Raw genomic sequence first — 25,003 nt, 5'->3', positions numbered from 1 at the left:
CTCAGCGGTTCTGCAGGACGACGTCGGGCGCCCGGACGGCCCCGAGCACCCCGCTGATGATCGTGTCGGCGTCGACGTCGTCCGCGAGGGCCTCGTAGGACAGCACGAGGCGGTGGCGCAGCACGTCGAGCGCGAGTTCGGACAGGTCGTGCGGCAGGACGTAGCTGCGGCCGCGCAGGAACGCCAGCGCGCGGGCGCCGGTGACGAGCGCGATGGACGCCCGCGGGCTCGCCCCGTAGGTGACGTACCGTTCCAGCTCGCCGAGTCCGGCCGTCGCGGGGGAACGCGTCACGGAGACCAGCCGTACCGCGTAGTCGACGATCGCCGGGTCGACGTACACCTGCTGGGCGCGCTCCCGCATCGCGATCAGGTCCTCGGCCGTCACCATCGGCCGAGGCGGCTCGGGCGGACGCAGCGCTCGTCCGACGATCGCCTGTTCCTCGGCCCGCGTCGGGTAGTCGACGACCACCTTCATCATGAAACGGTCGACCTGCGCCTCGGGCAGCGGGTAGGTGCCCTCCGACTCGATCGGGTTCTCCGTCGCCATGACCAGGAACGGCTCGGGCACCCGGAACGTCTCGCGGCCGATCGTCACCTGGTGTTCCTGCATCACCTCCAGCAGGGCGCTCTGCACCTTGGCGGGGGCGCGGTTGATCTCGTCGGCCAGCAGCAGGTTCGCGAACACCGGGCCGAGCTCGGTTTTGAACTCCCCGGAGTGCTGGTGGTAGACCCGCGTGCCCACGAGGTCGGCCGGCACCAGGTCGGGGGTGAACTGGACGCGCTGGAAGCTCCCGGTGATCGTGGCGGCCAGCGACCTCACCGCGAGCGTCTTGGCCAGGCCCGGCACGCCCTCGACGAGCAGGTGGCCGTCGGCGATCAACGCGACGGCCATGCGCTCCAGCAGGACGTCCTGCCCGACGATCGTGCGTTTGACCTCGAACAGCACGTGTTCGAGCGGGTGGGCCGACTCCGAGGACGTGGTCGAGGTCATATGGTCTTCCTTCTCGTGACGCTTCGGTCAGATCTGGGGTCCGTCACCCGGTGGCCCGTCGCCTTCTCCGCCGCCCAGGGCCGCGCCGATCGGCACCGCGAACGCGATGCCGGCGAACGCCTCGTCGCCTCCCGGGTCGGCGATCGAGACGACGATCCCGATGACGAGGCCGCGAGCGTCCAGGAGGGGACCGCCGGAGCTGCCCGGGTTCGCGGAGGCGTCGAACTGGATGAGCCCGTTCAGGTCGCCGTCCTTGGCGGTCCGGTTCAGGCCCGACACGACGCCGGTGGAGACGCTGTAGGTCAGGCCCAGCGGATTGCCGATCGCCACGACGGGCGCGCCCACGGTCGCGGCGCCGCCGAGTGTCGCCGGGACGACGATCTCCGGCAGCTTCGCGGGCCTGAGGGTCGCGACGTCGAGCTTGGGATTCGACGACGCGACGACGGCCTTCGTCCTGGTGCCGTCGGCGAACGTCACGGTGACGTCCTCGGCGCCCTCGTCCGAGGTGTCTTTCGAGGTGCCTTTGTCCGAGGTGTCTTCGACGACGTGGTGCGCCGTCAGGATCGTCCCGTCCTCGGCCGCGATCACCCCGGTTCCGAGTGACTTCCCGGCCTGGATCACCACCACCGACGGCCCGACCCTCTCGAAGACGTCGGGCACCGTGAGCGTCACGCTCGGCGTCGGCGTCGGGCTCGGCCCGAGCGCGGCCTCCTCGCCGTTCCCGCCGCCGCCTCCCAGCCAGTACGCGATCAGCGCCACGACGACGAGCGCGCCGCCCCCGACGGCGAACCACCGGGCCCGCCCGGCCGCGACTCCCCGAGCCTCGGCCGCGTCGGCCTCCTGCGGCGCGCGCTCCATCGTCCCATACTCATAAATTTCAGTTGAAAATGCCACAAACAGCGCCTGAGAACTCCCTGAGAACCGGTCCCCTCGGCTCCACGCGCGTCTGTGGATCCTCGGTCGCAGCATCGGCGGCTCGGGGGGCCTCGTCCTTCGCCACCCGGGAACATTCATCCGGTTGCGCGCATGACGTACGTGGCGCGGAACCTCAGGCCGACGTCGTCGCCGAAGAGTTCTCCGGCCGGCTCTTCCCGAGGGAAGAGCCGGCCGGAGAAGGCCACGAACGCGTCCGGGCGCCCCCCACGTCGTGGAGGGCGCCCGGCGGGAGTACGGGGTCAGGAGGCGAGAACCCGTAGCTCCGAGAGCTGGCCGGCGGGCCAGGCGGTGTTGGCGGTGAACACCAGCCGGACGTACCGTACGGCGGCCATGTTGAAGCCCACCGCCACGGCGTTCCCCGAGGCCGGGGTGAAGGCGTACGCCCGCGATCCGGCGATCGGCCGGTAGGTGACGCCGTCCGTGCTGCCCTCGATGGACAGTGTCTGGGTGCGCGCACCCCACGACGGCGGCAGTGTCATCTCCACCTGGTAGATCCGGCAGGTCGCGCCGAGGTCCACGGTCAGGGACTGCGGGAAGGCGTTGTTGACGCTCTCCCAGTAGGTGGCGGTGTTGCCGTCCACCGTGTTCGCCGTGCCGTACCCCGGCTGCGCGCTGCCCTGGACCGGCCGGCCGAGGGCCGCGTTCTTACCGGCCGCCGAGAACGCCTGCACCTCGGCGATCTTGATGGTCGGCGACCAGGGGCCGTTCGGGAAACTCAGCGACAGGCAGCACCCGTGGACCGGCGGGAAGGTGATCGTGACCTTGTTGCCGGTGGCCGGGTTGAAGCTGTAGGTCTGCGCCGGGCTCACCGTGACGTTGTCCACCGTGCCCTCGTAGGCAGCCTGGACCGACATCGTCAGCGTCCGGGCCGGCTCGCCGGCCGGGAGCTGCACCACCACCTTGTCCGTCGTGCGGCGGCCGCCGTCGAAGGCGTAGTTGATCGACACCGAGTTCACGAACGCCGGGACCTCCCAGTAGGTGGCCGGGTCGTCGTCGACCGAGGAGAAGCCCCAGTGACCGTCGGTGCCGGGCAGGGTCCTGTTGTAGCCCATCACCACCGGCAGTTCGGTTCCCGGCGCGATGACGCCCGACCTGGCCCGCGCCACGGCGGCGTAGGCGTCCAGCTTGCCGCGACCCCAGACCTCGTTCGCCGTCCCGGCGGAGGCGCAGGAGGTGTCGGACTTCGGTACGGCGGTGACGTTCAGGATTTCCCGGGTCGCGTCGACGTTGCCGCGCAACGACGGCACCGCCGCCCAGATCAGGGCCACCGTCGCCGCCGTGTGCGGGGAGGCCATGGAGGTTCCGCTGTGGCTCGCGTAGCCACCGGGCACCGAGGAACGCACGTTCACTCCGGGGGCGGCGATGTCCGGCTTGATGTAGGAGGCGCCGTCACCCCTGCTGGAGAACGGCGCGATCACGTCGTTCACGTCGAAGGCCGCCGAGCTGTAGGCATGGACGAGCCCGCCGGGGTAGCCCGCCGTCCCACAGGCCGGTCCGTCGTTGCCGATGGCGAAGGCCGGGAAGATGCCCGCCTGCACCCAGGACGCCAGGACGTCGGCGTACCACTCCGAATATCCCAGGCTGCCCCAGGAGTTGTTCACCACGTCGGGGGCCAGGTCGGGCCGGGGGTTCTGCCCGGCGAGGTCGGTGGGGGCCAGCATCCACTGACCGGCCGCCAGCAGGGCGGCCGCCGAGCAGTTCGTCCCCTCGCAGCCCTTGGCCGCGATCCACTTCACCCCGGGAGCGACGCCGATCTTGTTCGTACCGCCGTCGTCTCCGGCCATCGTCCCCATCGTGTGCGTGCCGTGCCCGTCGGTGTCGCACGGCGCCGCCGTGGGGCACCCTCCCACCGGGTTGAACCAGGCGTAGTTGTGGTTCACGCCGCCGCCGGAGTTGCCCCGGTACTGACCGGTCAGTGCGGGGTGGTCCCACTGGACGCCGGTGTCGATGTTGGCGACCACGATGCCCTGGCCTCGGTCGGAGAACTCGCTCCACACGCGGTCGGCGCCGATCTTGCCGATGTTCCATTCGATACCGGCCACCGTGGCCTGCGCCCGTGGGGCCACGATGGGTTCCGGAATGACGATGGGGACGTCCGCCTCGATCTTCGCCACCTCGGGCAACGCGGCGAGCCGCTTCAGCAGCGCGCCGTCGCCGGTCACCTTGACCGTGTTGGAGATCCAGAACGACGTGAAGTCGGCCTGGGCGGCGCGCAGGGTGGCGATGACCTGCCTCTGGGAGGATTCGGCCGCCTCCTTACGGACGCGGATCACCTCCGTGGCCCGCCCCGCGCGGGTCTGCTTCCCCGCCACGGTGCCGAGATCCGCTCGCCTGGCGAGACGCACCCAGAAGGTGGCGACACCACCGTCGGCCACGCTGTTGCGGACCGCTGCCGGGATCTTGGGCGACGGGGTGGGTTCGGCCGCCGCGAGGGTGTTCGCCGGGCCGCCCGCGTGGGCGGCGTTGGAGGAGAAGACGACGGCCGTGGCGACGGTGGCCGTCACCAGGGCACGTAAAAGCCGCATGGATCGCGACAAAGGAGAGGTCCTTTCCTAGATGGACGTCCGTCGGCGTCTCTGGACGGGCCGCACGGACGGGAAGGCTCCGCACGGCTCACGCGATGCCGTACGGGGACATCCGGGTGGCGCCTCAGCCCGGATGGACCTGGAGGTGGGGGATCGGGAAAGCCGTTCAGCCGGTCGGCTCGCGATGGCGGGAGTGGTGCCGCCACCGGCCGCCTTCGTCACCGATGAAGATCACGGTGTTCCCGGTCGGCGAGTTCTTCGTACGTGGGCGGTCGAGGGCCGCTCCGCCCCCGGCCCCGAACAGACAGACAGATAGACACGGCCAAGATCCCCCGTTCCAGCCATGCCCCACACCTTAACGATCTACCCCTTCGACCGCGACCCTATTTATCCCTTTTTTACCTGTTTAGATATGAATTCTGCGTTAATTAGTTTATTTCTTGCAGTCGGAAGTTCGGCGGGGTCCATGCCGGCCAAGGGGCTTCCGCGGACGGGCGCCGGCCTCGGGGATCTAGAGGTGTCTGCTCTCGCCTGGCATCCTCACTGGCCTGGCGCGGCTCCGGCGCCCGGTGCCGGCCAGAAGCCGAGATTGTGGTCGGCGGCGTAGTCGACCGGTTTGATCGCGTCCGGCGCCAGGGACTGGGTGTGCGGGACGGCGGCGGCACGGTCGAAGCGTTCCCAGCGGGGCAGCCCCTTTCCGTTGGGGTCGCCGGTCCGGGCGAAGTTGGTCCAGTAGGCGATCATCTGGTCCGACAGCCTCCGCTGGGCCGGGGTGAGCGTGACCGCCTTCTCGGTGAACAGGTACGGCATGTCGCCCGCGTGGTAGGCGCCCCAGGAAAAGTCCGTCTTCAACGGCAGGAACATCGGGGCCCGGCGGTCGGCGAACTGGTAGGCGTACGTCGGCGCCTTCCCGCTGAGCAGCCTGTTCTGCTCGAAGGTGGCTCTGGCCCACATGCGGTCTGTGACCACGGCGGCCCACGCCAGTCCCGGCGAGCCGTACCGGGCGACCGGATACCGCGCGCGCACCCTCGCCGCGTCCCTGCCGAACGCGGTCTTCAGCAGCCTGCCGTACTGCTCGGTGGTCACCGGTTTGCCCACCGCGTCGTGGAACAGCCCGACGAAGATCCGGTGCTCGTCGCGAGTCGCCCCGGAGATCGCCGGAACCGGGTGGAAACGACCTGCCCGCAACTCCACTGCCGGCGATCTGGGCAGTGTCTCGCTTCCGTAGGCGTAGGTCTGGAACATGTTCATGATCTGCGGCACTTCGAGGATCTTCTCCACCGGGAGTGCCCGCAGGCAGCGGAGATCCTCGCAGCCGAGCCGAGGGGCCACGTACGTCCCCATCTTCTCGACCTCCGCCACCGTGCGCCAAGCGTAGAACGGGTAGGCCGGGACGCCCTCGCCCATGCTGCCGGCGAGCATGTCCATCATGCCCTCACCGCTCTGCATGACGGCCCGGTCGAACAGACCTTCGCCGCCGGGCGAGGTCAGATGCCCGCTGATGCTCAGCGCGCCCCACGAGAGGCCGAACGCCGTCACGTTCGCCGGGTCCCCGCCGAACGCGGCGGCGTTGCGGCGAACCCAGCGCAGGGCCGCCTGCTGGTCCTGCAGGCCGTACGTGCCCGATCCCGCCAGCCCCGGATAGCCGAAGCCTCCGAACACCCCGAGCCGGTAGTTGATCGTGACGACCACCACATCCCCTCGGGTGGCGATCCGGCGCACATCGCTGAGGTCGCCGGAGCCCAGGGCGCCGTCGCCGTGGATCCACACCATCACCGGCCGGTTCCTTCCGGGCGTGCGCGGCACCGTCACGTTGAGGAAGAGGCAGTCCTCATCGGAGCCGGTCACCTTCGCGTAGTCACTTCCCACCTGCGGGCACACGCTGCCCGGCTTGGTGGCCTCCCTGATCCCGGTCCAGGATTTCACCGGCGCCGGGGAGTTCCAGCGCAGCTCACCCACCGGCGGAGCCGCGTAGGGGATCCCCTGGAAGATCCGGTGCTCGCCGGTCACCGTTCCCCGCACCGCTCCCGCGTCCGTCCGGACCACGCTCTCGCCGGTCTTCTCCGCCGCCCGCTCCGCGGGCACGCCCGCACACGCCGACACCAGTACCGTCGCCGCCGCCGTGGCACTCGTCGCTTTCCGTCTCATGCCCTTTACGCTGTCAGCGGGCGGGTTCCTCCAGCAGATCCATCGATCCCGATCATCCCAGGACAAATGTCCTCTTCGAGGGGGCTCGGTACGACCTCCTGCCGTTGAGGAGTGTGCCGCCACCGCGTAAGCCGCCGATGTCCACTCAAACCAAGATTTTCAGTGCACTTCCAGGACCGTGTAGACGGGGGCGAGGTCGACGAATACGCGGTAGCCCGTGATCAGGCCGTCGTCGCGGGCGCCAGATCGACACGGCCACGACGCTCGCGTCCTCCCCATCGAGCCGCCGGTAGGTCACCTCGGTCTCGGCGATGACGTCGGCGTCCACCCGCCAGTTCCTCACGATCCGATGCCGCAGGCTGATCACCGCGCCGGAGATCTGTCGTGACGTATGACTTCCTCTGATCAACGCGGTCATCACAAACGCGGGCCGGGTCGCGTGAGCCTTTTCGTCCTGAGCGGCGGAGCCTGGCCGATGTCCTTCCTGGGTGTCGTCCTCCTCCTCGCGGCACGCCCCCGCTCATGCCCAAGAACCACCTCACCGGCCGCTGAACCACCGGTGCGGCAGAGGCGGTCCGTTCCGCGAACGGCCGCTCATCGACGAGAACCGGGCTCCTGTCCGGAAGACGCGGAAAACTCAGGGGCCCCGGGCGAGTCGGAGCGCTTGGCGCGTTCGGGAGGGGTGGGAGCCTCCGGGCGGCGGACGTAGACCGGGGTGCCCGTCGGGGTCATGTCGTAGAGCGCCTTGGCGTTGTGCAGCGGCACCCGGATGCACCCGTGGGACGCGGGGTGCCGCGGGACCCGCTCCGAGCCGTGGAAGCCGATGCCCTCGTTGAAATAGATGGTGTAGAACTGGTCGCCCAGTGGCCCGCTGGTCCATCCGGGCGTCCGGAACCAGGCGCGGAAGTCGCCGGTGGGGGTGATGGCGACCCCGCAGTTGCCCTTCTTGCAGTAGTGCTCACCGTTACCGGTTGAGATGTGGGAGACGAGCACGGGCCTGTCGTCCCGCCACGCCGTGAGCAGCTGGCGGCGCAGGTCGATCTCCACCCTGGTGGGCTCCCCGTACGACACCAGCGGCCTCAGGCGCGCCGGGCGGGAGAGCGCCCGCCAGGTCGGCGGGTCGATCTGGTCGGTGGGAGGCAGCCCGTTCGCCTTCTGGAAGGCCCACACGGCCGCACGCAGCGCGGGATGGTACTCGTCGCCGACCTCTCCCGGCCCGAATCCCAGCCGGTCGAGGCGCCGGTGGACCTCCTGCACCTGGGCGCTCCTGTCGCCGGGGCGCAGGAGGGGGAACCGTGACAGCGGGGTGTGCTCGGCACGGGGTACCGGAGAGCGCTCATGAGGAACGGGCATCCCGGAGGGCCGCGACGACATGACACCGGTGTTCACGACACCGAATGGCAGGCACGCGGTGAGCACGAGGGCCGAGTTCGCGACCAGGAAACACTTGATGGTTCTCCGCATTTTTTGACGCCTATCCGCTCTCGGGCGAAATCCGTTAGAAGGAATACGAGTACGTGCGATCCTCTATCGCCGCGCGCACCAGACCGACGGCCTCCTGGGCGCACCCCCAGGAGAAACTGAATCCGGCTCCGCCGTGCGCGAAGTTGTAGACGACCTGTTCCTCGTCGTCCCACTCAAGGCAGACGTTCTCATTCCTGAACGGCCGCAGCCCCACCCGTACCGGCTCGTCGGGATCCAGCCTGGCGTGTCGCAGCGCGGGCATGAAGGCGAGGCATCGCTCGTACATCTCCCGCACGGGGGCGTGGTTCTCCAGATTGATTCCGGTGTCCCACTCGTCCTTTTCCGCCAGGCCCCCGAGAACGAGGAGTCCCGGATTGCGCGGCACGATGAAGACGATGTCCTGCTCGTCCTTGTTCTCCTCTTCGTGGGAGACGCAGTGGGCCTCGCGGATCCGGCGTCCGCGGAGCCCGTCGTTGCGGACGCGTACCAGCGCGCCGCGCAGCGGGTACATGCCGATGCCGCGCAGCCCGGCGGTGCCGAGACCCGCGCAGCAGACGATCAGCTCGGCGTCGAAGCGGTCGAGCAGTTCCTCCCGCCGCTCGGCCAGCAGTCCCTCGACCCGGTACCGCTCGACCCGCACGCCGTGGATCTTGACCTGCCGCATCAGCCACGCCATGTACTGGTCGGTGTCGATCATGGGCGCCATGTGCGAGTACGCGTCGACCACGCCGTAGTCGGGGCTGACGCCGTTGCGTTCGGCGAGCGACCGGTCGCGGACGAAGCCGCGCACCTTCCCCGCGAGTTCCTGCATCTTGTGGAGATCGTGCGGGCTCTCCTCGACGGGGTGCTTGAAATAGAAGTTGGATCTTCGCATCGCCACCCCGGGGACCTTGGCCCGAGCCAGCTTCTCGAACATCTCGTACGAGGTGACGCACCACTCCTTGGAGCGGGCGAGCGAGATCTGGTCGTGGTGGTAGCCGCACACCGCGGGTGGCCACTCCCACAGCGCGCCCGCGACGACCGAGACGATGTCGGGGGCGAATCTCTCCGCGACGACGGTGACGCGGAACCCCTCCCTGGCCAGGCACAGCGCACTGGTCAACCCGCTTACCCCGGCCCCGACGACAAGTATTTTCTCTGAATTCGCGCGCACCTGGGAACGCCTTCTTTCCGGATCCATCCAGCTCGATCACTCTTCGACGTGACCGGCCGCGGGAGGCCGTCACGACGAACGCCGAAACCCCTCCACAGTAAATCGGGCACCGGCGAATCCCGGAATGGCGGCGAACCGGCATGGGAGAGGACCGGCTCCGGGTCGATGGGAAACCATTACCGATCGTGGAAATAACCTGGATCGAAGGTGGAAAAGCCGCACTCGACCTGAATGCTCCGATGACGAACCTTTGATCGCGTGCCAGATTTTCATCACCAATCCACTGAACGACCCGGGCGAATATTGACACCTCCTTAGTCCGGTCCCGGGTGTCACGACGGGCTGATCGAGGGCACAGCGGGGTGAATTGCCGATTTTGCTCTTGGACTCGCCTATATGCCCCCGGTGGGATTGTTGAGGGCAGGTGGAGGGTCGAGTCTCACTTGTTGTATAACGTGACTACTAAACACCCGTCAGTACCGACATATACCGATGTGTACGCACGCTCCGGTTCACCGCCCGCGGGACGCCCCTCCCCCGGTCACCGGGAAAGGATGTGACAGAGTCACCCCGTGGCGACAGGATGGGACCTCATGACCGACACCCGTGTTGACCCCGCCTTCATCGCCGACGAGAGCACCATGCTGCACTCCTGGCTGGACTGGCACCGGGAGACCCTCGCCGTGAAGTGCGCCGGGCTCTCGGACGAGCAGCTCCGCGTCCGTTCCGCCGAGCCGTCCACGCTCTCCCTGCTCGGCCTGGTCCGTCACATGGCCGAGGTGGAGCGCAACTGGTTCCGCAACATCCTCGACGGCGAGGGCGTCGCCCCGTTCTACTACTCCGACGACGATCCCGACGGCGACTTCGACACCCTGGAGACGAGCACGGCCGAGCAGGCGTTCGCCCGCTGGCGGGGCGAGGTCGCGCACGCGCGCGAGCTGTCCGCCGGGCTCTCCCTGGACACCATCGGCAAGACGCAGCGCCGCGACCATGACGTCTCGCTGCGCTGGATCCTCGTCCACATGATCGAGGAGTACGCCCGGCACAACGGCCACGCCGACATCATCCGCCAGCGGATCGACGGGGTCACCGGGGAGTAGCGCCGCCCGGCCGGGACGGATGCCCCCGTGGAAACCGGGCCGGCCAAGAGGACGACCCGGTCAGCTCGGGGCAGGGGTCTCCGAGAGGGTCTCGGCGATCACCCGGTCGAGGTTGGCCAGGTTCGCCGGACGGGCGATGGCGGCCTCGGCGAACCGGCCGAGAAGCCGGGCGAAGACCTCGCGGTCCGGCTCGTCCCAGTCGGCCATCAGGCCGTCCAGGTAGGCGCGCCGGTGACGGACCACCACCTCCAGCACGCGGCGGCCCCGCTCGCTCAGCACGAGCCGGGCCCGCCTGGCATCCACGGCCGACTCCTCGCGCTCCACGAACCCCGCGCAGACCGCGTCGTTGACCAGCCTGCTGGCGGTGGACGGATCGACGCCCAGCTGCTCGGCGACGGCGCCTACGGTCACCTCGGGCACGTCCAGGCTCAGCTTGTGCACGGCGTGCACGACCATCACGTTCGACATGTGCACCGGCCGCCGTGGCTCGGTGGCCCTGCGCGCGCGCAGTGGCCGCGACCAGATCCGGCGCAGCCGGAACAGGGCCACGTCGATCACCGCTCCGGGTGTCCCCTCGTTCACGGCGCCACCCTAGCCGCTGCGGGCGGGTGCGCCGCGTGTCCCGGCCCCTCCCCGGGCCGGCGGCGGAGGGACCGGTGCGTACGGGAGACGGTCAGCCGGACAGGCGGACCGGGTTGACCAGGTCGGCGTACATCAGCAGGCCCGCCATGATGATCATCAGGAAGGCGATCGCGTAGGTGAGGGGAAGCGCCTTGGCGATGTCGACGTGGCCGGGCGCGGGGCGGCGGGCGACGCGGGCGAAGCCGCGCTTGACGCCCTCCCACAGGCCGCCCGCGATGTGGCCGCCGTCCAGGGGAAGCAGCGGGATCAGGTTGAACAGGCCGATCGCCAGGTTGAAGCCCGCCAGCAGGTTGATGAAGACGACGATCTTGTTTTCCAGCGGGATCGAGGCGGCGGCGATCTCGCCGCCGATGCGGCTCACGCCGATGACACCGATCGGGCCGTTCCTGTCGCGCTCGTCACCGGAGAAGGCGGCGTGCCAGACGCCCACCATCTTCTCGGGGAACCTGAGCAGCGAGGCGGCGGTGGCCGAGGTGAGGTCCCCCATGTGCGCGGCCACGGCGCCGAGGCTCTGCTGCTCGATGACGATCTTCGGGCTCACCCCGAGGTATCCGACACCCTTTTCGATCTTGCCGGGCTCGTCCAGCGACTCGCGGTCCTGGGCGATGAGACTGGCGTTGACGGTCAGCTCCTGACCGGCCCGCCTGATGCCCAGCGCGATCGGACCGGCGCCGTGGTCGCGGATGGCTCGCGTCGCGGCGTCCCAGCTCGCGGCGGGCCTGCCCGCCACGGAGACGATGACGTCCCCCGGCCTCAGCCCCGCCGCGCTCGCCGGGCTGGGCTTGTCGGCCGCGGTGCACTTGGGGTCCTTGGCATACTCGGCGGCGGTCTTCACGCACTGCGGGATCGAGGCGATCTCGGTCTTCTGGGTGGGGACGCCGAACCCCATGAGCACGATGCCGAACAGGATGAACGCCAGCACGAAGTTCATCGCCGGACCGCCGGACATGATGATGACCTTCTGCCACCAGGGCTTGTTGTAGAACACCCGGTTCTCGTCGCCCGACCGTACGTCCTCCAGGGCCACGTCGCGGGCGTTCTCGATCAGGCCCTGCCAGGGGCCGGTGGAGACCGAGCGCACCTTGCCGGGGGCGTCGGTGGGCCGGGGCGGCAGCATGCCGATCATGCGGATGTAGCCGCCGAGGGGAAGCCACTTGATGCCGTACTCGGTGTCGCCCCTGTGCCGCGACCACATCGTCGGGCCGAAACCGACCATGTACTGGGTGACCTTGACGCCGAACAGCTTGGCCGGCACCAGGTGGCCGATCTCGTGCAATCCGATCGACACCATCAGCCCCACGAGGAAGACGACGATCCCGACCACGAAGAGCCAGTCCACAGGTTCATACCCCCATCGCGGTTTCACCGACAATGCCCCATAAGAGGTTAGCCCAAGTATCCGGCCCCCACACCGCCGCGAAAAGCGGTGTTCCCGGCCGCGCTCCCGATCGGGTCGTTCACCCGCCCTTCGCCGATTGAAAACACTCCGTTGACATTCAGCGATCGCACGAACACCCTTTGGTGAAGGTGAGGCGAGAGAGGAGCGTTTTGATCGGGATCCTGGTTGCCGAGCATCTTCCGCTGGTCCGGCGCGGGCTGGTGGCGACGCTGGAGAACGAGAACGACATGGAGGTGGTGGCCGACGTCTCCACCGGAGAGGACGTGCTTCCCGCCGTCCTGCGGCACACGCCGGAGACGGCGGTCATCGGTCTGGGCCTGCCGGACGCCTGCGGTTTCACCACCGCGCTCCGGCTGCACGAGGAGGCTCCCGGCTGCCGGGTCCTCCTGCTGTCGCGCGACCCCAGCCCGGGTCAGGTCCGCCGGGCCTTCGCCGTCCACGCGCTCGGGTTCATGAGCCTGGAGGTCGGCCCCGAACAGCTGGCCGACGGCGTCCGCCAGGTGGCGGCCGGCCGCCGCGCGGTCGACTCCGAGCTCGCGGTGGCGGCGCTGAGGGCGGCGGAGAACCCGCTGACCCGCCGGGAGCTCGACGTGCTCCGGCTGGTCGCGCAGGGGGCGAGGTCCGGCGAGATCGCCGACCGGCTGTTCCTCTCCGTGGGAACGGTCCGAAACCACCTGTCGCGGATCATGTGCAAGACCCAGGCGCGCAACCGTCTCGACGCCGTACGCATCGCCGGCGACTCCGGGTGGCTCTGACCGCCGGAGAAGCCGGGCCGTTCACCGGGGGCTATGACCGCCGAAGGAAACCTGGCCGTTCACGGGTGACTCCGACCGCCGAGGGGAGCCCGGCCGTTCAGGGGCGCCAGATGAGGATGAGGGCGCAGTCGTCGTTGTGGCCCGACGACATGGAGGCGACCAGGTTGCGGGCGCCGTCGCGGAACCCCGAGGGCATCAGGCGCTCGGCCTCTCCCAGCAGGCGGTCGAGGCCGGCGTCGATGTCGCGCCCCGGCTGCTCGATCAGGCCGTCGGTGTAGAGCATGAGCGCGTCGCCCTTGCGCAGCATCCCCTGGTCGGCCTCGCAGTGCAGGTCGGGCACGACGCCGAGGACGACGCCCTTGGCCGTGGAGACCCGCCACGTCCCGGTGCCCGACTCGAACTTGACCACCGGGGGGTGACCGGCCGAGGTGATGACGTACTCGCCCGTCGCGAGGTTGAGCCGGAGGTGGACCGCCGTGACGAAGCCCTCGGCCTCGCGCTGGCGGTGCAGGTAGGTGTTGCAGGCGGGCAGGAAGTCGGTGACCGAGCCGAGCAGCCCGCCGAAGGTGCCCGACAGCAGCAGCGCCCTGGTGCCCGCGTCGACACCCTTGCCGGACACGTCGACCAGGGCGAGCTCCATCGTGTCGCCCTCGCGCATGGAGACCAGGAAGTCGCCGCCGAACGAGGAGCCTCCGGCCTGTTTGAGAACGACCTTGGAGCCCCACCCCTTGGACAGCGGGGGCAGGTCGCTCTGGCTCTTGAGACGGTCGCGCAGCTCCAGCAGCATCGCGTCGCCGCGCAGGCCCTGCACACCGAGTTTGCCCCGGGTGCGGGCCATCAGCGCGGCCAGCACCGCGGTGAAGCCGAAGGTGACCAGCAGACCGGGACCGATGTATCCCACCCCCCGCACCACGGCCACGTAGGTCAGGGAGACCGCCACCGCGCACAGCAGCTTGACGAGACTGTTCAGCCTGAGCTGGAGCCCCGCCACGAGGGTGATCGGGATCATGAGCGCCGGGGAGAACCACTCCATGGAGACCCTCGCGGCCAGCCCGCCGATCAGCAGGGTGAGCAGGATGAGGGTGACGAGCAGGTTCCGGTCGCGCGCCAGGGGGCCGCGCCGCAGGAAGCGCACGATGGGAACGAGCAGGGGAACGCGGACCAGGAACGCACGGAGCGCCGGAGGAAGCAGCGGCACCGGACGAGAACTCATGATGCGCTCGACTGTATCTGGCTATCCCCCCTTTGGGCAGCCCACTTGACCAACGCCTTGATCATTAAGCAGGGATATTAGATGGCCGGAACCGTTTGTCCCCTACTACCGTTTGGAGGATGACTCTCAGCCTGCGTCCGATCAGCGAAACCGAATGGCCCGCCTGGAACACCCTGGACGAAGAGGCGTTCGGCACCGCCGTCCCGGAGCATCGGCAGGAGATCTTCAGGCGCAACGTCGAGTTCGACCGCTCGCTCGGCGTGTTCGACGGCGACCTGCTCGTGGGCACCGCCGCGACGTACAGCTTCAGCATGAACGTGCCGGGCGGCCCGATTCCGGTCGGCGGCGTCACCGCGGTCGGCGTGCTGCCCTCGCACCGCCGCCGGGGCATCCTCTCCTCGCTGATGACACGCCAGCTGTCCGACCTCCACGAGCGGGGCGAGGCCGTCGCCGCGCTCTACGCGGCCGAGGCCGCGATCTACGGGCGCTACGGCTACGGCAGGGCCGCCGACTGCCTGGTCTTCCGGATCCCCACCGCGAGCGCGGCCTTCACCCGGCACGCCCCGGTCGATCCCGCCCTGCGGCTGCGCGTCGTCAGGCCCGCGGACGCCAGGTCCGTCTTCGAGAAGATCTACGAGTCGGCGTTCGAGGAGCGTCCGGGACTGTACGCCCGCCCGCCCGCGCGCTGGGACGGGGTGCTGACCGACCGGGAGTCCGACCAGGACGGCGCCGGTCCGCTGCGCGCCGTTGTCGCCGAGGACGACGGCGGCCCGCGCGGCTACGCGCTCTTCCGGATCAGGGCCGCCTTCGACGACCACGACCTTCCCACCGGCGAGCTGCGGCTCAAGGAGCTGTTCGGCCTCGACCCCGCCGCCTACGCGCTGCTCTGGCGGCACGTCCTGGACCGCGACCTGGTCTCGCACGTCTTCGCCCAGAGCCGGCCCTCGGACGACCCGCTGATCCACCTGCTCGCCGAGCCGCGCCAGCTCCACGCGCTCTGGCTGGACGACCTGTGGATCCGCGTCGTGGACGTCGACCGGGCCCTCGTCGCCCGCCGCTACAGCGCGCCGGTGGACGTGGTGATCGAGGTCGAGGACACCGTGTGCCCGTGGAACGCGCGCCGCTGGCGGCTGACGGCCGACGCCTCCGGTGCCCGCTGCGTGCCCTCGGACGACCCCGCCGACCTGGCCCTGCCCGTCTCCGTGCTGGGCGCCGCCTACCTGGGCGGGCGGCCGCTGGCGGCACTGCTGGCGGCGGGCGTGGTGCGGGAGTCGCGCGCGGGGGCCCTGCGGGAGCTGTCCGCGGCCATGTCCTGGGGCCCCGCCCCCTGGGCCGGCCTGGTCTTCTGACGGCTCCTCCGGGCGCGGCGACCGCCCCGGTCCCCCGCTCTCCCCTGGCGGCCGGAGCCGGTCACCCGAGGAGGGCCGGGGCCGGACGGGAGCCGCCGGAGCGGGTTATGGTGGCGGGCATGGCACTGCAGAGCTTGCAGATCACCGCGATCACCGCGATGCGGGCGCGAGACGTCTCACGCCCGTCGCGGGAGCAGCAGGAGGCCGCGGACCGCCGCCCCCTGCGCGACGAGACGCCCCGCAAGGAGCCCGCGCGCAACGGGACGCGCCGCGGCGAACCGGCGCGCGGGGAGCGCGACCGGTGACGACTACGGCAGCGGCGGGAGCTGGCCGATGGTCTCGTACGAGGTGAGCTGCGCGATCCTGCGGTTGTGCCGCTCGGCCCCGGAGTAGGAGGTGCCGAGGAAGGTCTCGACGAACCGGATCGCCTCCTCCGTCTCGTGCATCCGCGAGCCGATGCTGACGACGTTGGCGTTGTTGTGCTCGCGGGCGAGCCTGGCGGTCTCCTCGCTCCAGGCCAGGGCGGCGCGGACGCCGCGCACCTTGTTGGCGGCGATCTGCTCGCCGTTGCCCGAGCCGCCGATGACGACGCCCAGGCTGCCCGGGTCGCCCACGACGCCCTCGGCCGCGCGCAGCACGAACGGCGGGTAGTCGTCCTCCGCGTCGTAGACGAAGGGACCGCAGTCCTCGACCTCGTGGCCGTGCTCCTTCAGCCAGGAGACGACGTGGTTCTTGAGCTCATAGCCGGCATGGTCGGCACCGATGTAGACGCGCACCCGCCCAGTTTCGCAGGTGTGCGCGGGCGGCTCCACCCGGCCCCCGGCTAGAGTAACAGCCGAAGTACTCATGGAACCCTTACAAGAGAGAGCCCCCACATGCGTGACATCCGAGTGGTCGGTGACCCTGTCCTGCGCACACCCGCCGAGCCGATCACCGACTTCGACCGCGACCTGCGGCGCATGATCGACGAGATGTTCACCGTGATGTACGCCGCGCGGGGCGTCGGCCTGGCCGGTCCGCAGATCGGCGTGTCGAAGCGGATCTTCGTCTACGACTGCAGCAACCGCAAGGGCCATGTGATCAACCCGGAGCTGACCGTGGACGACGACGCCGAGGTCCTCGACGAGGAGGGCTGCCTGTCCGTCCCCGACCGAGGGACCGGCAACCCGATCTACGCCAGGACGCCCCGGGCCGCGGGGGTCACCGTGAGCGGCCTGGACCGGCTGGGGCGGCCGATCCGGGTCAGGGCCCGCGGCACGCTGGCCCGCTGCTTCCAGCACGAGACCGACCACCTCGACGGCAGGCTCTACGTGGACAGGCTGGCCAGGGACGCCGCGAGGAAGGTCCTGCTCCAGGCGCCCTGACCCCCGTGGCCGCCGGGCGGCCGTCAGAACTGGACGGCTTTGATCTCCAGATACTCCTCCAGCCCGAACTCGCCCAGCTCGCGGCCGAGGCCCGACTGCTTGTAGCCGCCGAAGGGCGCCCGCGGGTTGAACCGGCCGCCGTTGACCGCCACCTGGCCGGTGCGCAGCCGCCGGGCGACCGCGACGGCCCGCTGCTCGTCGCCCGCCCACACCGCGCCCGCCAGGCCGTACGGCGTGCCGTTGGCGATGTCGACCGCCTCGTCCTCACCCCGGAGGTAGGGGATGATCGTGAGGACCGGGCCGAAGATCTCCTCCTGCTCGATCACCATCCCCGGCTCCACCCCGGCGAACACCGTGGGCTCGACGTAGAAGCCGCGTTCCAGGGGCCGGTCGGCGCCTCCGGCGACCAGCCGGGCGCCCTCCTCCTGGCCCCGGTTGATGTAGCGGACGACCCGATCGCGCTGGGCCGCGGACACGAGGGGACCGAGCCTGGTCGCCTCGTCGAAGGGGTCGCCGACGGTGTATCCCCCGGCGGCCTCGACGGCGAGGCGGACGGCCTCGTCGTACCGGTCGCGGTGGACGATCATGCGGGTCCATGCCGAACAGGTCTGGCCGGAGTTGACGAAGGCGTTGGCCACCGTCGCCTTGACCGCCGCCTTCAGGTCGGCGTCCGGCAGGATCAGGCTGGCGGACTTGCCGCCGAGTTCCAGGGCCACCCGTTTGATCGTCTCGGCCGCGAGCGCGGCGACCCGGCGCCCGGCCCCGGTGGAGCCGGTGAACGACACCATGTCCACGTCGGGATGGGCGGCCAGGGCCTCGCCCACCACCGGCCCGTAGCCGCTGACCAGGTTGAGGACCCCGGCGGGCAGCCTGACCTCGTCGAAGATCCCGGCGAGCGCGAAGGCCGCGAGCGGCGCCACCTCGCTGGGCTTCAGCACGACCGTGCAGCCCGCGGCGAGCGCGGCGCCCACCTTGCAGACGACCTGGTGGAGCGGGTAGTTCCAGGGGGTGATGGCGGCGACCACCCCGACCGGCTCCCTGAAGACGCGGGAGTTGCCGACCTGCCCGCCCTCGAAGTCGTAGGTGCCGGCCAGCTGGGCGTAGGAGGCCAGCACCCCGGCCGGCATCAGCGTCTGCACCCTCATCGCCATGCCGTACGGGGCGCCCATGTCCGTGGCGATGATCCTGGCGATCTGGTCGGAGCGCTCTCGTATCAGGTCGGCGGCCGCGGCGAGGATCCTGCCCCGCTCGGCGGGGGCCGTCGCCGACCAGGAGGGGAAGGCCTCGCGGGCGGCGGCCACGGCGGCCTCGACGTCGGCGGGCGCCCCGGCGGGAACCCTGTCGATCAGCTCCTCGGTCGCGGGATTGACCACGTCGACGCTCTCGCCCGACGCGGACGCCCGCCAGGCTCCGTCCAGATAAAGGTGACGCATGCTCTCATCCTGGCGTGCGTGCCGCTGTTACGCGAGGGCGAGCGGGGCGTGGCTCCCGTACAGAGATGATCTTTGTACGGGAGCACTACGGGTGGACGCGGCGGGGCCGGGCCGTCCGGCGCGGTCGCGCGCGACGGGCGGCACCGGCGGGCGGAGACCGGCGAGGAACGGCTCAGTCGAAGATCGGCGGCCGGGTCCTGGAGCGCTTGAGCTCGAAGAAGCCGTCGGTGCCCGCCACCAGGCGCACGCCGTCCCAGAGTTTGCCCGCCTCCTCACCCTTGGGGGCCGGCGAGATGACCGGGCCGAAGAAGGCGACGCCCTCGACGGAGATCACCGGGGTGCCGACCTCCTGGCCGACCCGGTCGATGCCGTCGTTGTGCGAGGCGCGCAGGGCCTCGTCGAACTCCGTCGAGTCCATCGCGTCGGCGAACGCGCGGTCGAGCCCCGCGGCCTCCAGCGCCTCCTCGACGGTCTCGCGGAGCCTGTCGAGCTCCTTGACCCTGCCCCGGTTGTGGAAACGGGTGCCCAGCTCGGTGTAGAGGCGGCCCACCGTCTCGGAGTCGTACTTCTCCTGCACGGCGGTGACCACCCGGACCGGTCCGATGGCCTTGGCGATCATCTCGCGGTAGCTCTCGGGGACGTCCTTGTCCTCGTTCAGCACGTTGAGGCTCATGATGTGCCAGCGTGGCTCGATCGGCCGCACCTTCTCCACCTCCAGCAACCAGCGAGAGGTCATCCACGCGAATGGGCAGAAGGGATCGAACCAGAGATCAACGGGGGTTCGCTCAGTCATCTTCGTTCCGCTTCCTGGTCGTGAGGCTGCTTCGGTAGCGACAACCCGGACGGCGGAGTTCCCTATTCCACAGGTGGATTAATACCTTGACATGCCTCTTTATTCTCAAATCTGGGTATCGGTCCGCAGGCTGAGGCGAAGCGGCGCTGTGCGGCCTTACGTGGCAGGATTCAGTCACCCCTTAGCAATGGAGCGGGGGAAGTTGTGAAGAGGGAGCGGTAGTGGCAGGCAATCTGACCCGTGACGAGGCGCGCGAGCGCGCACGGCTGCTCAGCGTGCGGTCCTATACGGTGGAGCTCGACCTGACCGAGGGTGAGGAGCGCTTCGAGAGCGTCACCACGGTCCGCTTCACCAGCACCCGGCCGGGTGCGGGGACGTTCGTCGACCTGGCCGGCGCGAAGGTGCGCAAGGCCGTCCTGAACGGCGTCGAGCTGGACGTGAGCGGCTACGACCCGGAGACCGGGCGGCTGCCGCTGCCGGGCCTGGCCGAGACCAACGAGCTGCGCGTGGACGCCGACTGTTCCTACAGCCGCACCGGCGAGGGCCTGCACCGCTTCGTCGATCCGGTCGACAAGAGCGTCTACCTGCACAGCCAGTTCGAGACGGCCGACGCGCACCGGATGTACGCGTGCTTCGACCAGCCCGACCTCAAGGCCACCTTCGAGCTGACCGTGCTCGCGCCGTCCCACTGGGAGGTCATCTCCAACGCGGCGCCCGACACCTCCGAGGAGCTGGCCGAGCACCACGGCAAGCACGGCGCGCAGCAGGCGGCCAGGCGCTGGCACTTCCCGCCCTCCCCGGTGATGTCGACCTACATCACCGCGCTGTGCGCCGGGCCGTACCACAAGGTGACCTCCGAGCACGACGGCATCCCGCTGGGGCTGTACTGCCGGGCCTCGCTCGCCGAGCACCTCGACGCGGACAACCTCTTCGAGGTGACCAGGCAGGGCTTCGACTTCTTCCACCGCGTCTTCGGCGTCCGCTACCCGTTCGGGAAGTACGACCAGCTCTTCGTCCCCGAGTTCAACGCCGGGGCGATGGAGAACGCGGGCTGCGTGACCTTCCTGGAGGACTACGTCTTCCGCTCGCGCGTCACGGACGCGGTGATCGAGCGCCGCGCCGAGACGATCCTGCACGAGATGGCGCACATGTGGTTCGGTGACCTGGTCACCATGCGCTGGTGGGACGACCTGTGGCTGAACGAGTCGTTCGCCACCTACGCCTCGGTGCTCTGCCAGGCCGAGGCCACCCGCTGGGGCCAGGGCGCCTGGACGACCTTCGCCAACGTCGAGAAGGCCTGGGCCTACCGCCAGGACCAGCTGCCCTCGACCCACCCGATCGCCGCCGACATCGTCGACATGCACGCGGTCGAGGTCAACTTCGACGGGATCACGTACGCCAAGGGCGCCTCGGTCCTCAAGCAGCTCGTCGCCTACGTGGGGCTGGACAACTTCCTGGCCGGGGTCCGCGCCTACTTCAACGAGCACGCCTGGGGCAACACCACGCTCGCGGACCTGCTCGGCGCGCTGGAGCGCACCTCGGGGCGCGACCTGTCCTCCTGGTCGAAGGAGTGGCTGGAGACCTCCTGGGTCAACACGCTGCGCCCGTCGTTCACCGTCGACCCCGAGGGCCGTTTCCTGGAGTTCGACGTGCTCCAGGAGGCCCCGGCCGACTACCCGACGCTGCGCTCGCACCGCGTCGCCATCGGCCTGTACTCCGTGCGGGACGGCGAGCTGGTCCGCGTCAAGCGGGTCGAGCTGGACGTCGTCGGCGCGCGCACGGCCGTGGCCGAGCTGGTCGGCGAGGTCCAGCCGGACCTGATCCTGATCAACGACGACGACCTGACGTACGCCAAGGTCAGGCTCGACGAGCGGTCGCTGCGGACCGTGACGGAGGGCGGCATCGGCAGGTTCACCGAGTCCCTGCCCCGCGCGCTGTGCTGGTCGGCCGCCTGGGACATGACCCGCGACGCCGAGATGTCCACCCGCGACTACCTCACCCTGGTCATCTCCAACATCGAGTCGGTCACGGACATCACGGTCGCCCAGACCGTGCTCCGCCAGGCCCGCCTGGCCGTCCAGCAGTACGCCGACCCCGCCTGGCGCCCCGAGGGCCTGGCCCGGCTCGCCGCCGCGCTGCGCCGCCTGGTCACCTCGGCCGAGCCCGGCTCCGACCACCAGCTCGCCTACCTGAACGCGCTGTCGGCCGTGGCCGCCTCCACCGAGGACCTGGCGTTCCTGAAGGGGCTGCTGGACGGCGAGACGGTGCTCGACGGCCTCGTCGTCGACACCGACCTGCGCTGGACGCTGACCGGCGCCCTGGTCTCCGGCGGCCTGCTCGGCGAGGAGGACGTCGCCCAGGAGCTGCTGCGCGACGCCACCGCGACGGGCGAGCGCTCCGCCGCGCTCTGCCGCGCCGGGATCCCGACGGCCCAGGGCAAGGCGAACGCCTGGGCCGCGATCGTCGAGGGCAAGCTGAGCGGCGCGCTGCTCCGCTCGACGCTCGTCGGTTTCATGGACCCGCGCCACCCGGACCTGCTGGAGCCGTACGGGGAGAGGTACTTCGAGGAGATCGGCAGGATCTGGAAGTCCTGGACCTCCGACAGCGCCCAGAACTTCGCGAACGGCTGCTACCCGGCGCTGAACATCTCCCCCGGGACGGTCGCCAGGACCCAGGACCTCATCTCGTCCACCCAGCCGCCGCAGGCCCTCAAGCGCCTGCTGCTCGAAGGCGCCGACGGCATCGGCCGCGCCCTGCGCGCCCAGGCCAAGGACGCCTCGGCGGGCTGACCCCGCCTCACGCGAACGTGCCGGGTCTCCGGGCCTCTCAAGAGGCTCGGAGACCCGGCACGCGGACGCCCCTCGCCGTCACAGCGAGGGGCGTGTCTCCCGGTCTCCCCGAGGCGACGCTTTAAGTGGTTTCCGGTAAACACTGATAGAAATAGTCGTCAAGCGTGGGAAGCGTCCCGCGTCTCGCTGTGCGTGGACACCGGTCCCGTCGTTCATGGGTCATGAGAGGGTAAATCACGTGGAATCGGCGCGTGACCTGCTCGTCTCCCTGGCCCGGAGATACGCCTTCGGCGATGTCGGCGCCCTCGCCTCGGGCGTCGTGGCGGACGCGGCCAACATCGAGGCGGCGTGCGAGTTCGGCCAGCGGCTGCTCTCGCTCGACGCGGAGGACTTCGCCGCCGAAGCGCGGGCCGTGCCGAGTGACCTGCGGCGGCGGGCGCGGGCCTGCACGATGCCGCAGACGCCCCGCGAGCAGCCGCGCGGCGCGCTGGAGTCACTGCGGCCCGCGTACGGGCTGCTGCTGGAGGTCATCGCGGTCAGGTGGCACCGCCGCGAGCTGAGCCCCATGGTCGCCGCCGTGCACATCGCCAGCGAGTATCTCCCGCTGCTCGCCTTCGAACCGGTGCTCGGCAACGCCGGGGACCCGGCGCGCTGGCCGGAGGGGCTCACCGCGCCGGGCAGCAGGTTCGGGGTGATCGGCGACCGCGACTGCGACCACACGAGGGCCGAGCAGTCGGCCGTGAACCGGACCCTGCGGGTGGCCGGGGAGCCCGCCGAGGGGTGGCGCGCCTACTTCGACCGCCAGCACAGCCAGGTGGCCGGGGCGCTGGCCACCTGCGTGGCCGAGTGCCGCAACCCCTGCACCGCGATGGACTGGGTAAAGCCGGACCGCCGCGACGACCTCGCGCTGCGTTCCCGGGTGGCCCTGGCCTTCTCGGAGACCCCGCTGGTGCGGTTGCGCCACGCGGCCCCGGTGGGCCACGGGTTCGGCGTGCCCTCCCCCGAGGAGGTCACCGAGGCCTGGGAGCGCAGCCGATCCGTCCTGGCCAAGAACGGCGTGGGCGGCGAGGCGTCCGACGACGACGGCTTCCCACTGCCGGGGTTGCCGGCCCTGTTCTCCGCCGTCGCGGGCGCCCCGGTAAAGCCCTCGACGCTGCTGGCGGACATCAGCACGTACCTGGTGAAGCTTCTCCAGCCCTGACCGGGCGGGCCCGGAGACTCAGAGCCGGCCGTCGACGAACACCGACAGCGCGCAGCAGGCGACGGAGACCGTCATGAGCAGGACACCCCGGCGGACGAAGCGCCGCTTGGCGTCCCCGAGGGCGTTGAGCCTCCTGATCTCCAGGACGAGCAGGTCGACCCCCGCGCTCGATCCCACCTCGTACCCCAGCCGGGGGTCCGGTCCCGGCGTCGGGTCCCCGGCGAACCCGCCGGGGTAGAAGCGGCGCCGCTCCAGGGCCCTGGCCGCGAGCCCGGCGGTACGGCGCCAGAGGGCTCCGGCGAGCACGAGGATCCCCATCAGCCAGAAGAACATGCTCGTCCACCAGAGCCACTCGACCTTGCTGGACAGCTCGCCGGGCCTCCAGTGGCCGTTCAGCAGGCCGACGACGACGACGCCGGCGGCGGCCCCCGTCGTGAACAGCAGGATGGCCGCCGTCTCGTCCTCCCCGCGGACCCTCCGGCGGGCGTCCGCGAGCGTCGCCTGGACGTAGTCGAGGATCCTGCCGGGCTCCCGTTCCGCCGTGAACCTCCTGCGGGAGCGACCCCGCAGCGCGTCCCACCTGATCCTCAGCACGAGCCGATTATCCGGGAAAACCACCCTCGTCCCGCCCGGAAGGACCGCCTGCGCGATCATTCTGTCCGGCGGGGCCGGGCAGGATCATCGGCGGCGCGACGCCTGGTCCGCGAGCAGCAGGACCCCGGTGACCAGCCCGCCCACCAGGTCACCCAGGCCGAACATCGCGGCCATCGACGTCGCGGCCACGCGGCACTCGGCGTCGGGCAGCCACTTCCCGGCCAGGGAGCCCGTGACGATCTCCAGGGCTTTGCCCCGCTGGTCCACGAAGACGAGCACGGCCCTGTCGGCGTCGGCCCCCAGCGCGGCGTGCAGCCGCTCGGAGAAGTGGCGGCGCGGCCCGATCGCCGGACCGAGGTAGGCGGCGAAGCGCAGGCCGGTACGCCGTTCCGCCGTCCGCAGGGCCTCGCGGACATCGTCCCCCTGTGTCGAGGTCAGGGTGAGCATCTCCGTCACCTCGCCTTCACCGGTTCGGCGATGGTCTCGCGACTCATCGACCGAGGTCACCAGGCCGCCGACGCCCCGCCGGTGTGCCGTCCGGGCTCGGAGGTCTCCGCGAGCGAGACCCAGTCGACCTCCGGCGCCGGGGGCCGGGCCGGACGCCGCTCGGTGAGCACCAGGACCGAGTCGGTGATCCCCCGCTCGCTGCCCAACGGGCCACCCAGCCAGACCGCGCCCGCCGAGGTGCTCCTCGCGGCGTGGTCGCGCATCCTGCCGGGCATCGTCACGAGCAGGACGATGAGCACGAACAGACCGCCGGAGACTCCGACGAGAAAGCCGAAGACCTCGATCGCACTGTCCACACCTCAAAAGTAACCCGGCGCCGACCACCCGTCGAGGGCTACCGGGCGGCGGGCCCGCGCTCGCCCCGGAAACCCCCTTCTGGCGGCCTCGATCCGCGACGACGCGGAGATCAGGGGACCCTCGCCGCCGAACCCCCGGGTCGGCATCACGCCGATCGGCAGACCCTCGGCGCTCCGGTGCGGCGGGAGGTTCACCGCCGGCCGGCCGCTCCATGGCGTTAAGATCGTGAACGTGGGTCACGCCCCGCGCGGCAGGCGCAGAACACCCGGTCGTCCAGAACGAAAAGCCCTAGGCTACCCGGTTCATAGCAGCGCCAAGCGGGTGACGGCGGTCACAAAAGTATGAGATAC

22 protein-coding genes are annotated in these 25,003 nt (G+C 70.3%); 7 read left to right on the top strand and 15 right to left on the bottom strand.

Annotation, left to right across the window (positions count from 1 at the left end; genetic code table 11):
• Window position 1: 1 nt before the first annotated feature.
• The 6 genes from ABD817_RS37935 to ABD817_RS37910 all read right to left on the bottom strand — a co-directional run bounded on the left by ABD817_RS37935 (window position 2) and on the right by ABD817_RS37910 (window position 9,244).
• Window positions 2-991, bottom strand: coding sequence for an AAA family ATPase (locus tag ABD817_RS37935; RefSeq protein WP_344923303.1), 990 nt, complete (start codon window positions 989-991; stop codon window positions 2-4).
• Between the two features lie 27 nt (window positions 992-1,018).
• Window positions 1,019-1,849 carry a S1C family serine protease gene (locus ABD817_RS37930; protein ID WP_344923302.1) on the bottom strand — a complete coding sequence of 277 codons (831 nt, stop codon included), beginning with the start codon at window positions 1,847-1,849 and terminating at the stop codon, window positions 1,019-1,021.
• A 317-nt stretch (window positions 1,850-2,166) separates the two neighbouring features.
• On the bottom strand, window positions 2,167-4,452 hold the full coding sequence (locus ABD817_RS37925; RefSeq protein ID WP_344923301.1) for a S8 family serine peptidase: 2,286 nt from the start codon (window positions 4,450-4,452) through the stop codon (window positions 2,167-2,169).
• 540 nt (window positions 4,453-4,992) lie between these two features.
• On the bottom strand, window positions 4,993-6,600 hold the full coding sequence (locus tag ABD817_RS37920; RefSeq protein ID WP_344923300.1) for a carboxylesterase/lipase family protein: 1,608 nt from the start codon (window positions 6,598-6,600) through the stop codon (window positions 4,993-4,995).
• 594 nt (window positions 6,601-7,194) lie between these two features.
• Window positions 7,195-8,064: a L,D-transpeptidase family protein gene (locus ABD817_RS37915; RefSeq protein ID WP_344923299.1), complete on the bottom strand. Its 870-nt coding sequence runs from the start codon at window positions 8,062-8,064 to the stop codon at window positions 7,195-7,197.
• 34 nt (window positions 8,065-8,098) lie between these two features.
• The gene (locus tag ABD817_RS37910; RefSeq protein ID WP_344923298.1) at window positions 8,099-9,244 is read right to left on the bottom strand and encodes an FAD-dependent oxidoreductase; all 1,146 of its coding nucleotides are present in this window, start codon (window positions 9,242-9,244) and stop codon (window positions 8,099-8,101) included.
• A 566-nt stretch (window positions 9,245-9,810) separates the two neighbouring features.
• On the opposite strand from ABD817_RS37910, the gene ABD817_RS37905 reads away from it, so the two are divergent.
• Window positions 9,811-10,317 (top strand): DinB family protein, encoded by a 507-nt coding sequence (locus ABD817_RS37905; RefSeq protein WP_344923297.1) that lies wholly within the window; start codon window positions 9,811-9,813, stop codon window positions 10,315-10,317.
• Window positions 10,318-10,377: 60 nt separating this feature from the next.
• Here ABD817_RS37905 and ABD817_RS37900 read toward each other — a convergent pair whose 3' ends face one another.
• Together ABD817_RS37900 and ABD817_RS37895 are read right to left on the bottom strand one after the other, a co-directional pair.
• Window positions 10,378-10,899, bottom strand: a complete 522-nt coding sequence (locus tag ABD817_RS37900) for a MarR family winged helix-turn-helix transcriptional regulator (RefSeq protein ID WP_344923296.1) — start codon at window positions 10,897-10,899, stop codon at window positions 10,378-10,380.
• 91 nt (window positions 10,900-10,990) lie between these two features.
• Window positions 10,991-12,298 (bottom strand): M50 family metallopeptidase, encoded by a 1,308-nt coding sequence (locus ABD817_RS37895; protein ID WP_344923295.1) that lies wholly within the window; start codon window positions 12,296-12,298, stop codon window positions 10,991-10,993.
• 209 nt (window positions 12,299-12,507) lie between these two features.
• On the opposite strand from ABD817_RS37895, the gene ABD817_RS37890 reads away from it, so the two are divergent.
• On the top strand, window positions 12,508-13,113 hold the full coding sequence (locus ABD817_RS37890; RefSeq protein WP_344923294.1) for a response regulator transcription factor: 606 nt from the start codon (window positions 12,508-12,510) through the stop codon (window positions 13,111-13,113).
• Between the two features lie 97 nt (window positions 13,114-13,210).
• On the opposite strand, the gene ABD817_RS37885 is transcribed toward ABD817_RS37890, so the two are convergent.
• The gene (locus ABD817_RS37885) at window positions 13,211-14,326 is read right to left on the bottom strand and encodes a PP2C family protein-serine/threonine phosphatase (protein WP_344923293.1); all 1,116 of its coding nucleotides are present in this window, start codon (window positions 14,324-14,326) and stop codon (window positions 13,211-13,213) included.
• Window positions 14,327-14,445: 119 nt separating this feature from the next.
• On the opposite strand from ABD817_RS37885, the gene ABD817_RS37880 reads away from it, so the two are divergent.
• Window positions 14,446-15,675 (top strand): GNAT family N-acetyltransferase, encoded by a 1,230-nt coding sequence (locus ABD817_RS37880; RefSeq protein WP_344923292.1) that lies wholly within the window; start codon window positions 14,446-14,448, stop codon window positions 15,673-15,675.
• Window positions 15,676-15,794: 119 nt separating this feature from the next.
• Window positions 15,795-15,980: a hypothetical protein gene (locus ABD817_RS37875; RefSeq protein ID WP_344923291.1), complete on the top strand. Its 186-nt coding sequence runs from the start codon at window positions 15,795-15,797 to the stop codon at window positions 15,978-15,980.
• A gap of 3 nt (window positions 15,981-15,983) precedes the next feature.
• Here the strand turns inward: ABD817_RS37875 and ABD817_RS37870 are convergent, their stop codons facing one another.
• The gene (locus ABD817_RS37870) at window positions 15,984-16,451 is read right to left on the bottom strand and encodes a ribose-5-phosphate isomerase (protein WP_344923290.1); all 468 of its coding nucleotides are present in this window, start codon (window positions 16,449-16,451) and stop codon (window positions 15,984-15,986) included.
• 99 nt (window positions 16,452-16,550) lie between these two features.
• On the opposite strand from ABD817_RS37870, the gene def reads away from it, so the two are divergent.
• Complete coding sequence (gene def, locus ABD817_RS37865) at window positions 16,551-17,039, top strand: peptide deformylase (RefSeq protein ID WP_344923289.1); 489 nt, start codon at window positions 16,551-16,553, stop codon at window positions 17,037-17,039.
• Window positions 17,040-17,062: 23 nt separating this feature from the next.
• Here the strand turns inward: def and ABD817_RS37860 are convergent, their stop codons facing one another.
• Together ABD817_RS37860 and ABD817_RS37855 are read right to left on the bottom strand one after the other, a co-directional pair.
• Window positions 17,063-18,472 carry an aldehyde dehydrogenase family protein gene (locus ABD817_RS37860; protein ID WP_344923288.1) on the bottom strand — a complete coding sequence of 470 codons (1,410 nt, stop codon included), beginning with the start codon at window positions 18,470-18,472 and terminating at the stop codon, window positions 17,063-17,065.
• 172 nt (window positions 18,473-18,644) lie between these two features.
• Window positions 18,645-19,265, bottom strand: coding sequence for a mycothiol-dependent nitroreductase Rv2466c family protein (locus ABD817_RS37855; RefSeq protein WP_344923287.1), 621 nt, complete (start codon window positions 19,263-19,265; stop codon window positions 18,645-18,647).
• A gap of 221 nt (window positions 19,266-19,486) precedes the next feature.
• Here ABD817_RS37855 and pepN point away from each other — a divergent pair, with 221 nt between their 5' ends.
• Entirely contained in the window at window positions 19,487-22,054 is a 2,568-nt protein-coding gene (pepN, locus tag ABD817_RS37850) for an aminopeptidase N (protein WP_344923286.1), read from the top strand.
• A gap of 238 nt (window positions 22,055-22,292) precedes the next feature.
• Complete coding sequence (locus tag ABD817_RS37845) at window positions 22,293-23,255, top strand: hypothetical protein (protein ID WP_344923285.1); 963 nt, start codon at window positions 22,293-22,295, stop codon at window positions 23,253-23,255.
• Between the two features lie 18 nt (window positions 23,256-23,273).
• Here ABD817_RS37845 and ABD817_RS37840 read toward each other — a convergent pair whose 3' ends face one another.
• The 3 genes from ABD817_RS37840 to ABD817_RS37830 form a co-directional block, all read right to left on the bottom strand.
• Complete coding sequence (locus tag ABD817_RS37840) at window positions 23,274-23,849, bottom strand: Pycsar system effector family protein (RefSeq protein WP_344923284.1); 576 nt, start codon at window positions 23,847-23,849, stop codon at window positions 23,274-23,276.
• Window positions 23,850-23,933: 84 nt separating this feature from the next.
• On the bottom strand, window positions 23,934-24,305 hold the full coding sequence (locus tag ABD817_RS37835; protein WP_344923283.1) for a DUF5130 family protein: 372 nt from the start codon (window positions 24,303-24,305) through the stop codon (window positions 23,934-23,936).
• Window positions 24,306-24,352: 47 nt separating this feature from the next.
• A complete protein-coding gene (locus tag ABD817_RS37830; protein WP_344923282.1) occupies window positions 24,353-24,652 on the bottom strand; it encodes a hypothetical protein in 300 nt (99 codons plus the stop codon).
• Window positions 24,653-25,003: the final 351 nt, after the last annotated feature.

The organism is Streptosporangium oxazolinicum, from assembly GCF_039537505.1.
In the GTDB taxonomy this organism is placed as follows: domain Bacteria; phylum Actinomycetota; class Actinomycetes; order Streptosporangiales; family Streptosporangiaceae; genus Streptosporangium; species Streptosporangium oxazolinicum.
This window is presented reverse-complemented; position numbering and strand designations above follow the sequence as displayed.

Coding starts and splice junctions, on each gene's coding strand:
- ABD817_RS37910 (WP_344923298.1), bottom strand. CDS start 9,244: ATGGATCCGGAAAGAAGGCGTTCCCAGGTGCGCGCGAATTCAGAGAAA.
- ABD817_RS37920 (WP_344923300.1), bottom strand. CDS start 6,600: ATGAGACGGAAAGCGACGAGTGCCACGGCGGCGGCGACGGTACTGGTG.
- ABD817_RS37875 (WP_344923291.1), top strand. CDS start 15,795: ATGGCACTGCAGAGCTTGCAGATCACCGCGATCACCGCGATGCGGGCG.
- ABD817_RS37925 (WP_344923301.1), bottom strand. CDS start 4,452: ATGCGGCTTTTACGTGCCCTGGTGACGGCCACCGTCGCCACGGCCGTC.
- ABD817_RS37885 (WP_344923293.1), bottom strand. CDS start 14,326: ATGAGTTCTCGTCCGGTGCCGCTGCTTCCTCCGGCGCTCCGTGCGTTC.
- ABD817_RS37935 (WP_344923303.1), bottom strand. CDS start 991: ATGACCTCGACCACGTCCTCGGAGTCGGCCCACCCGCTCGAACACGTG.
- ABD817_RS37860 (WP_344923288.1), bottom strand. CDS start 18,472: ATGCGTCACCTTTATCTGGACGGAGCCTGGCGGGCGTCCGCGTCGGGC.
- ABD817_RS37905 (WP_344923297.1), top strand. CDS start 9,811: ATGACCGACACCCGTGTTGACCCCGCCTTCATCGCCGACGAGAGCACC.
- ABD817_RS37880 (WP_344923292.1), top strand. CDS start 14,446: ATGACTCTCAGCCTGCGTCCGATCAGCGAAACCGAATGGCCCGCCTGG.
- ABD817_RS37915 (WP_344923299.1), bottom strand. CDS start 8,064: ATGCGGAGAACCATCAAGTGTTTCCTGGTCGCGAACTCGGCCCTCGTG.
- ABD817_RS37930 (WP_344923302.1), bottom strand. CDS start 1,849: ATGGAGCGCGCGCCGCAGGAGGCCGACGCGGCCGAGGCTCGGGGAGTC.
- ABD817_RS37855 (WP_344923287.1), bottom strand. CDS start 19,265: ATGACTGAGCGAACCCCCGTTGATCTCTGGTTCGATCCCTTCTGCCCA.
- def (WP_344923289.1), top strand. CDS start 16,551: ATGCGTGACATCCGAGTGGTCGGTGACCCTGTCCTGCGCACACCCGCC.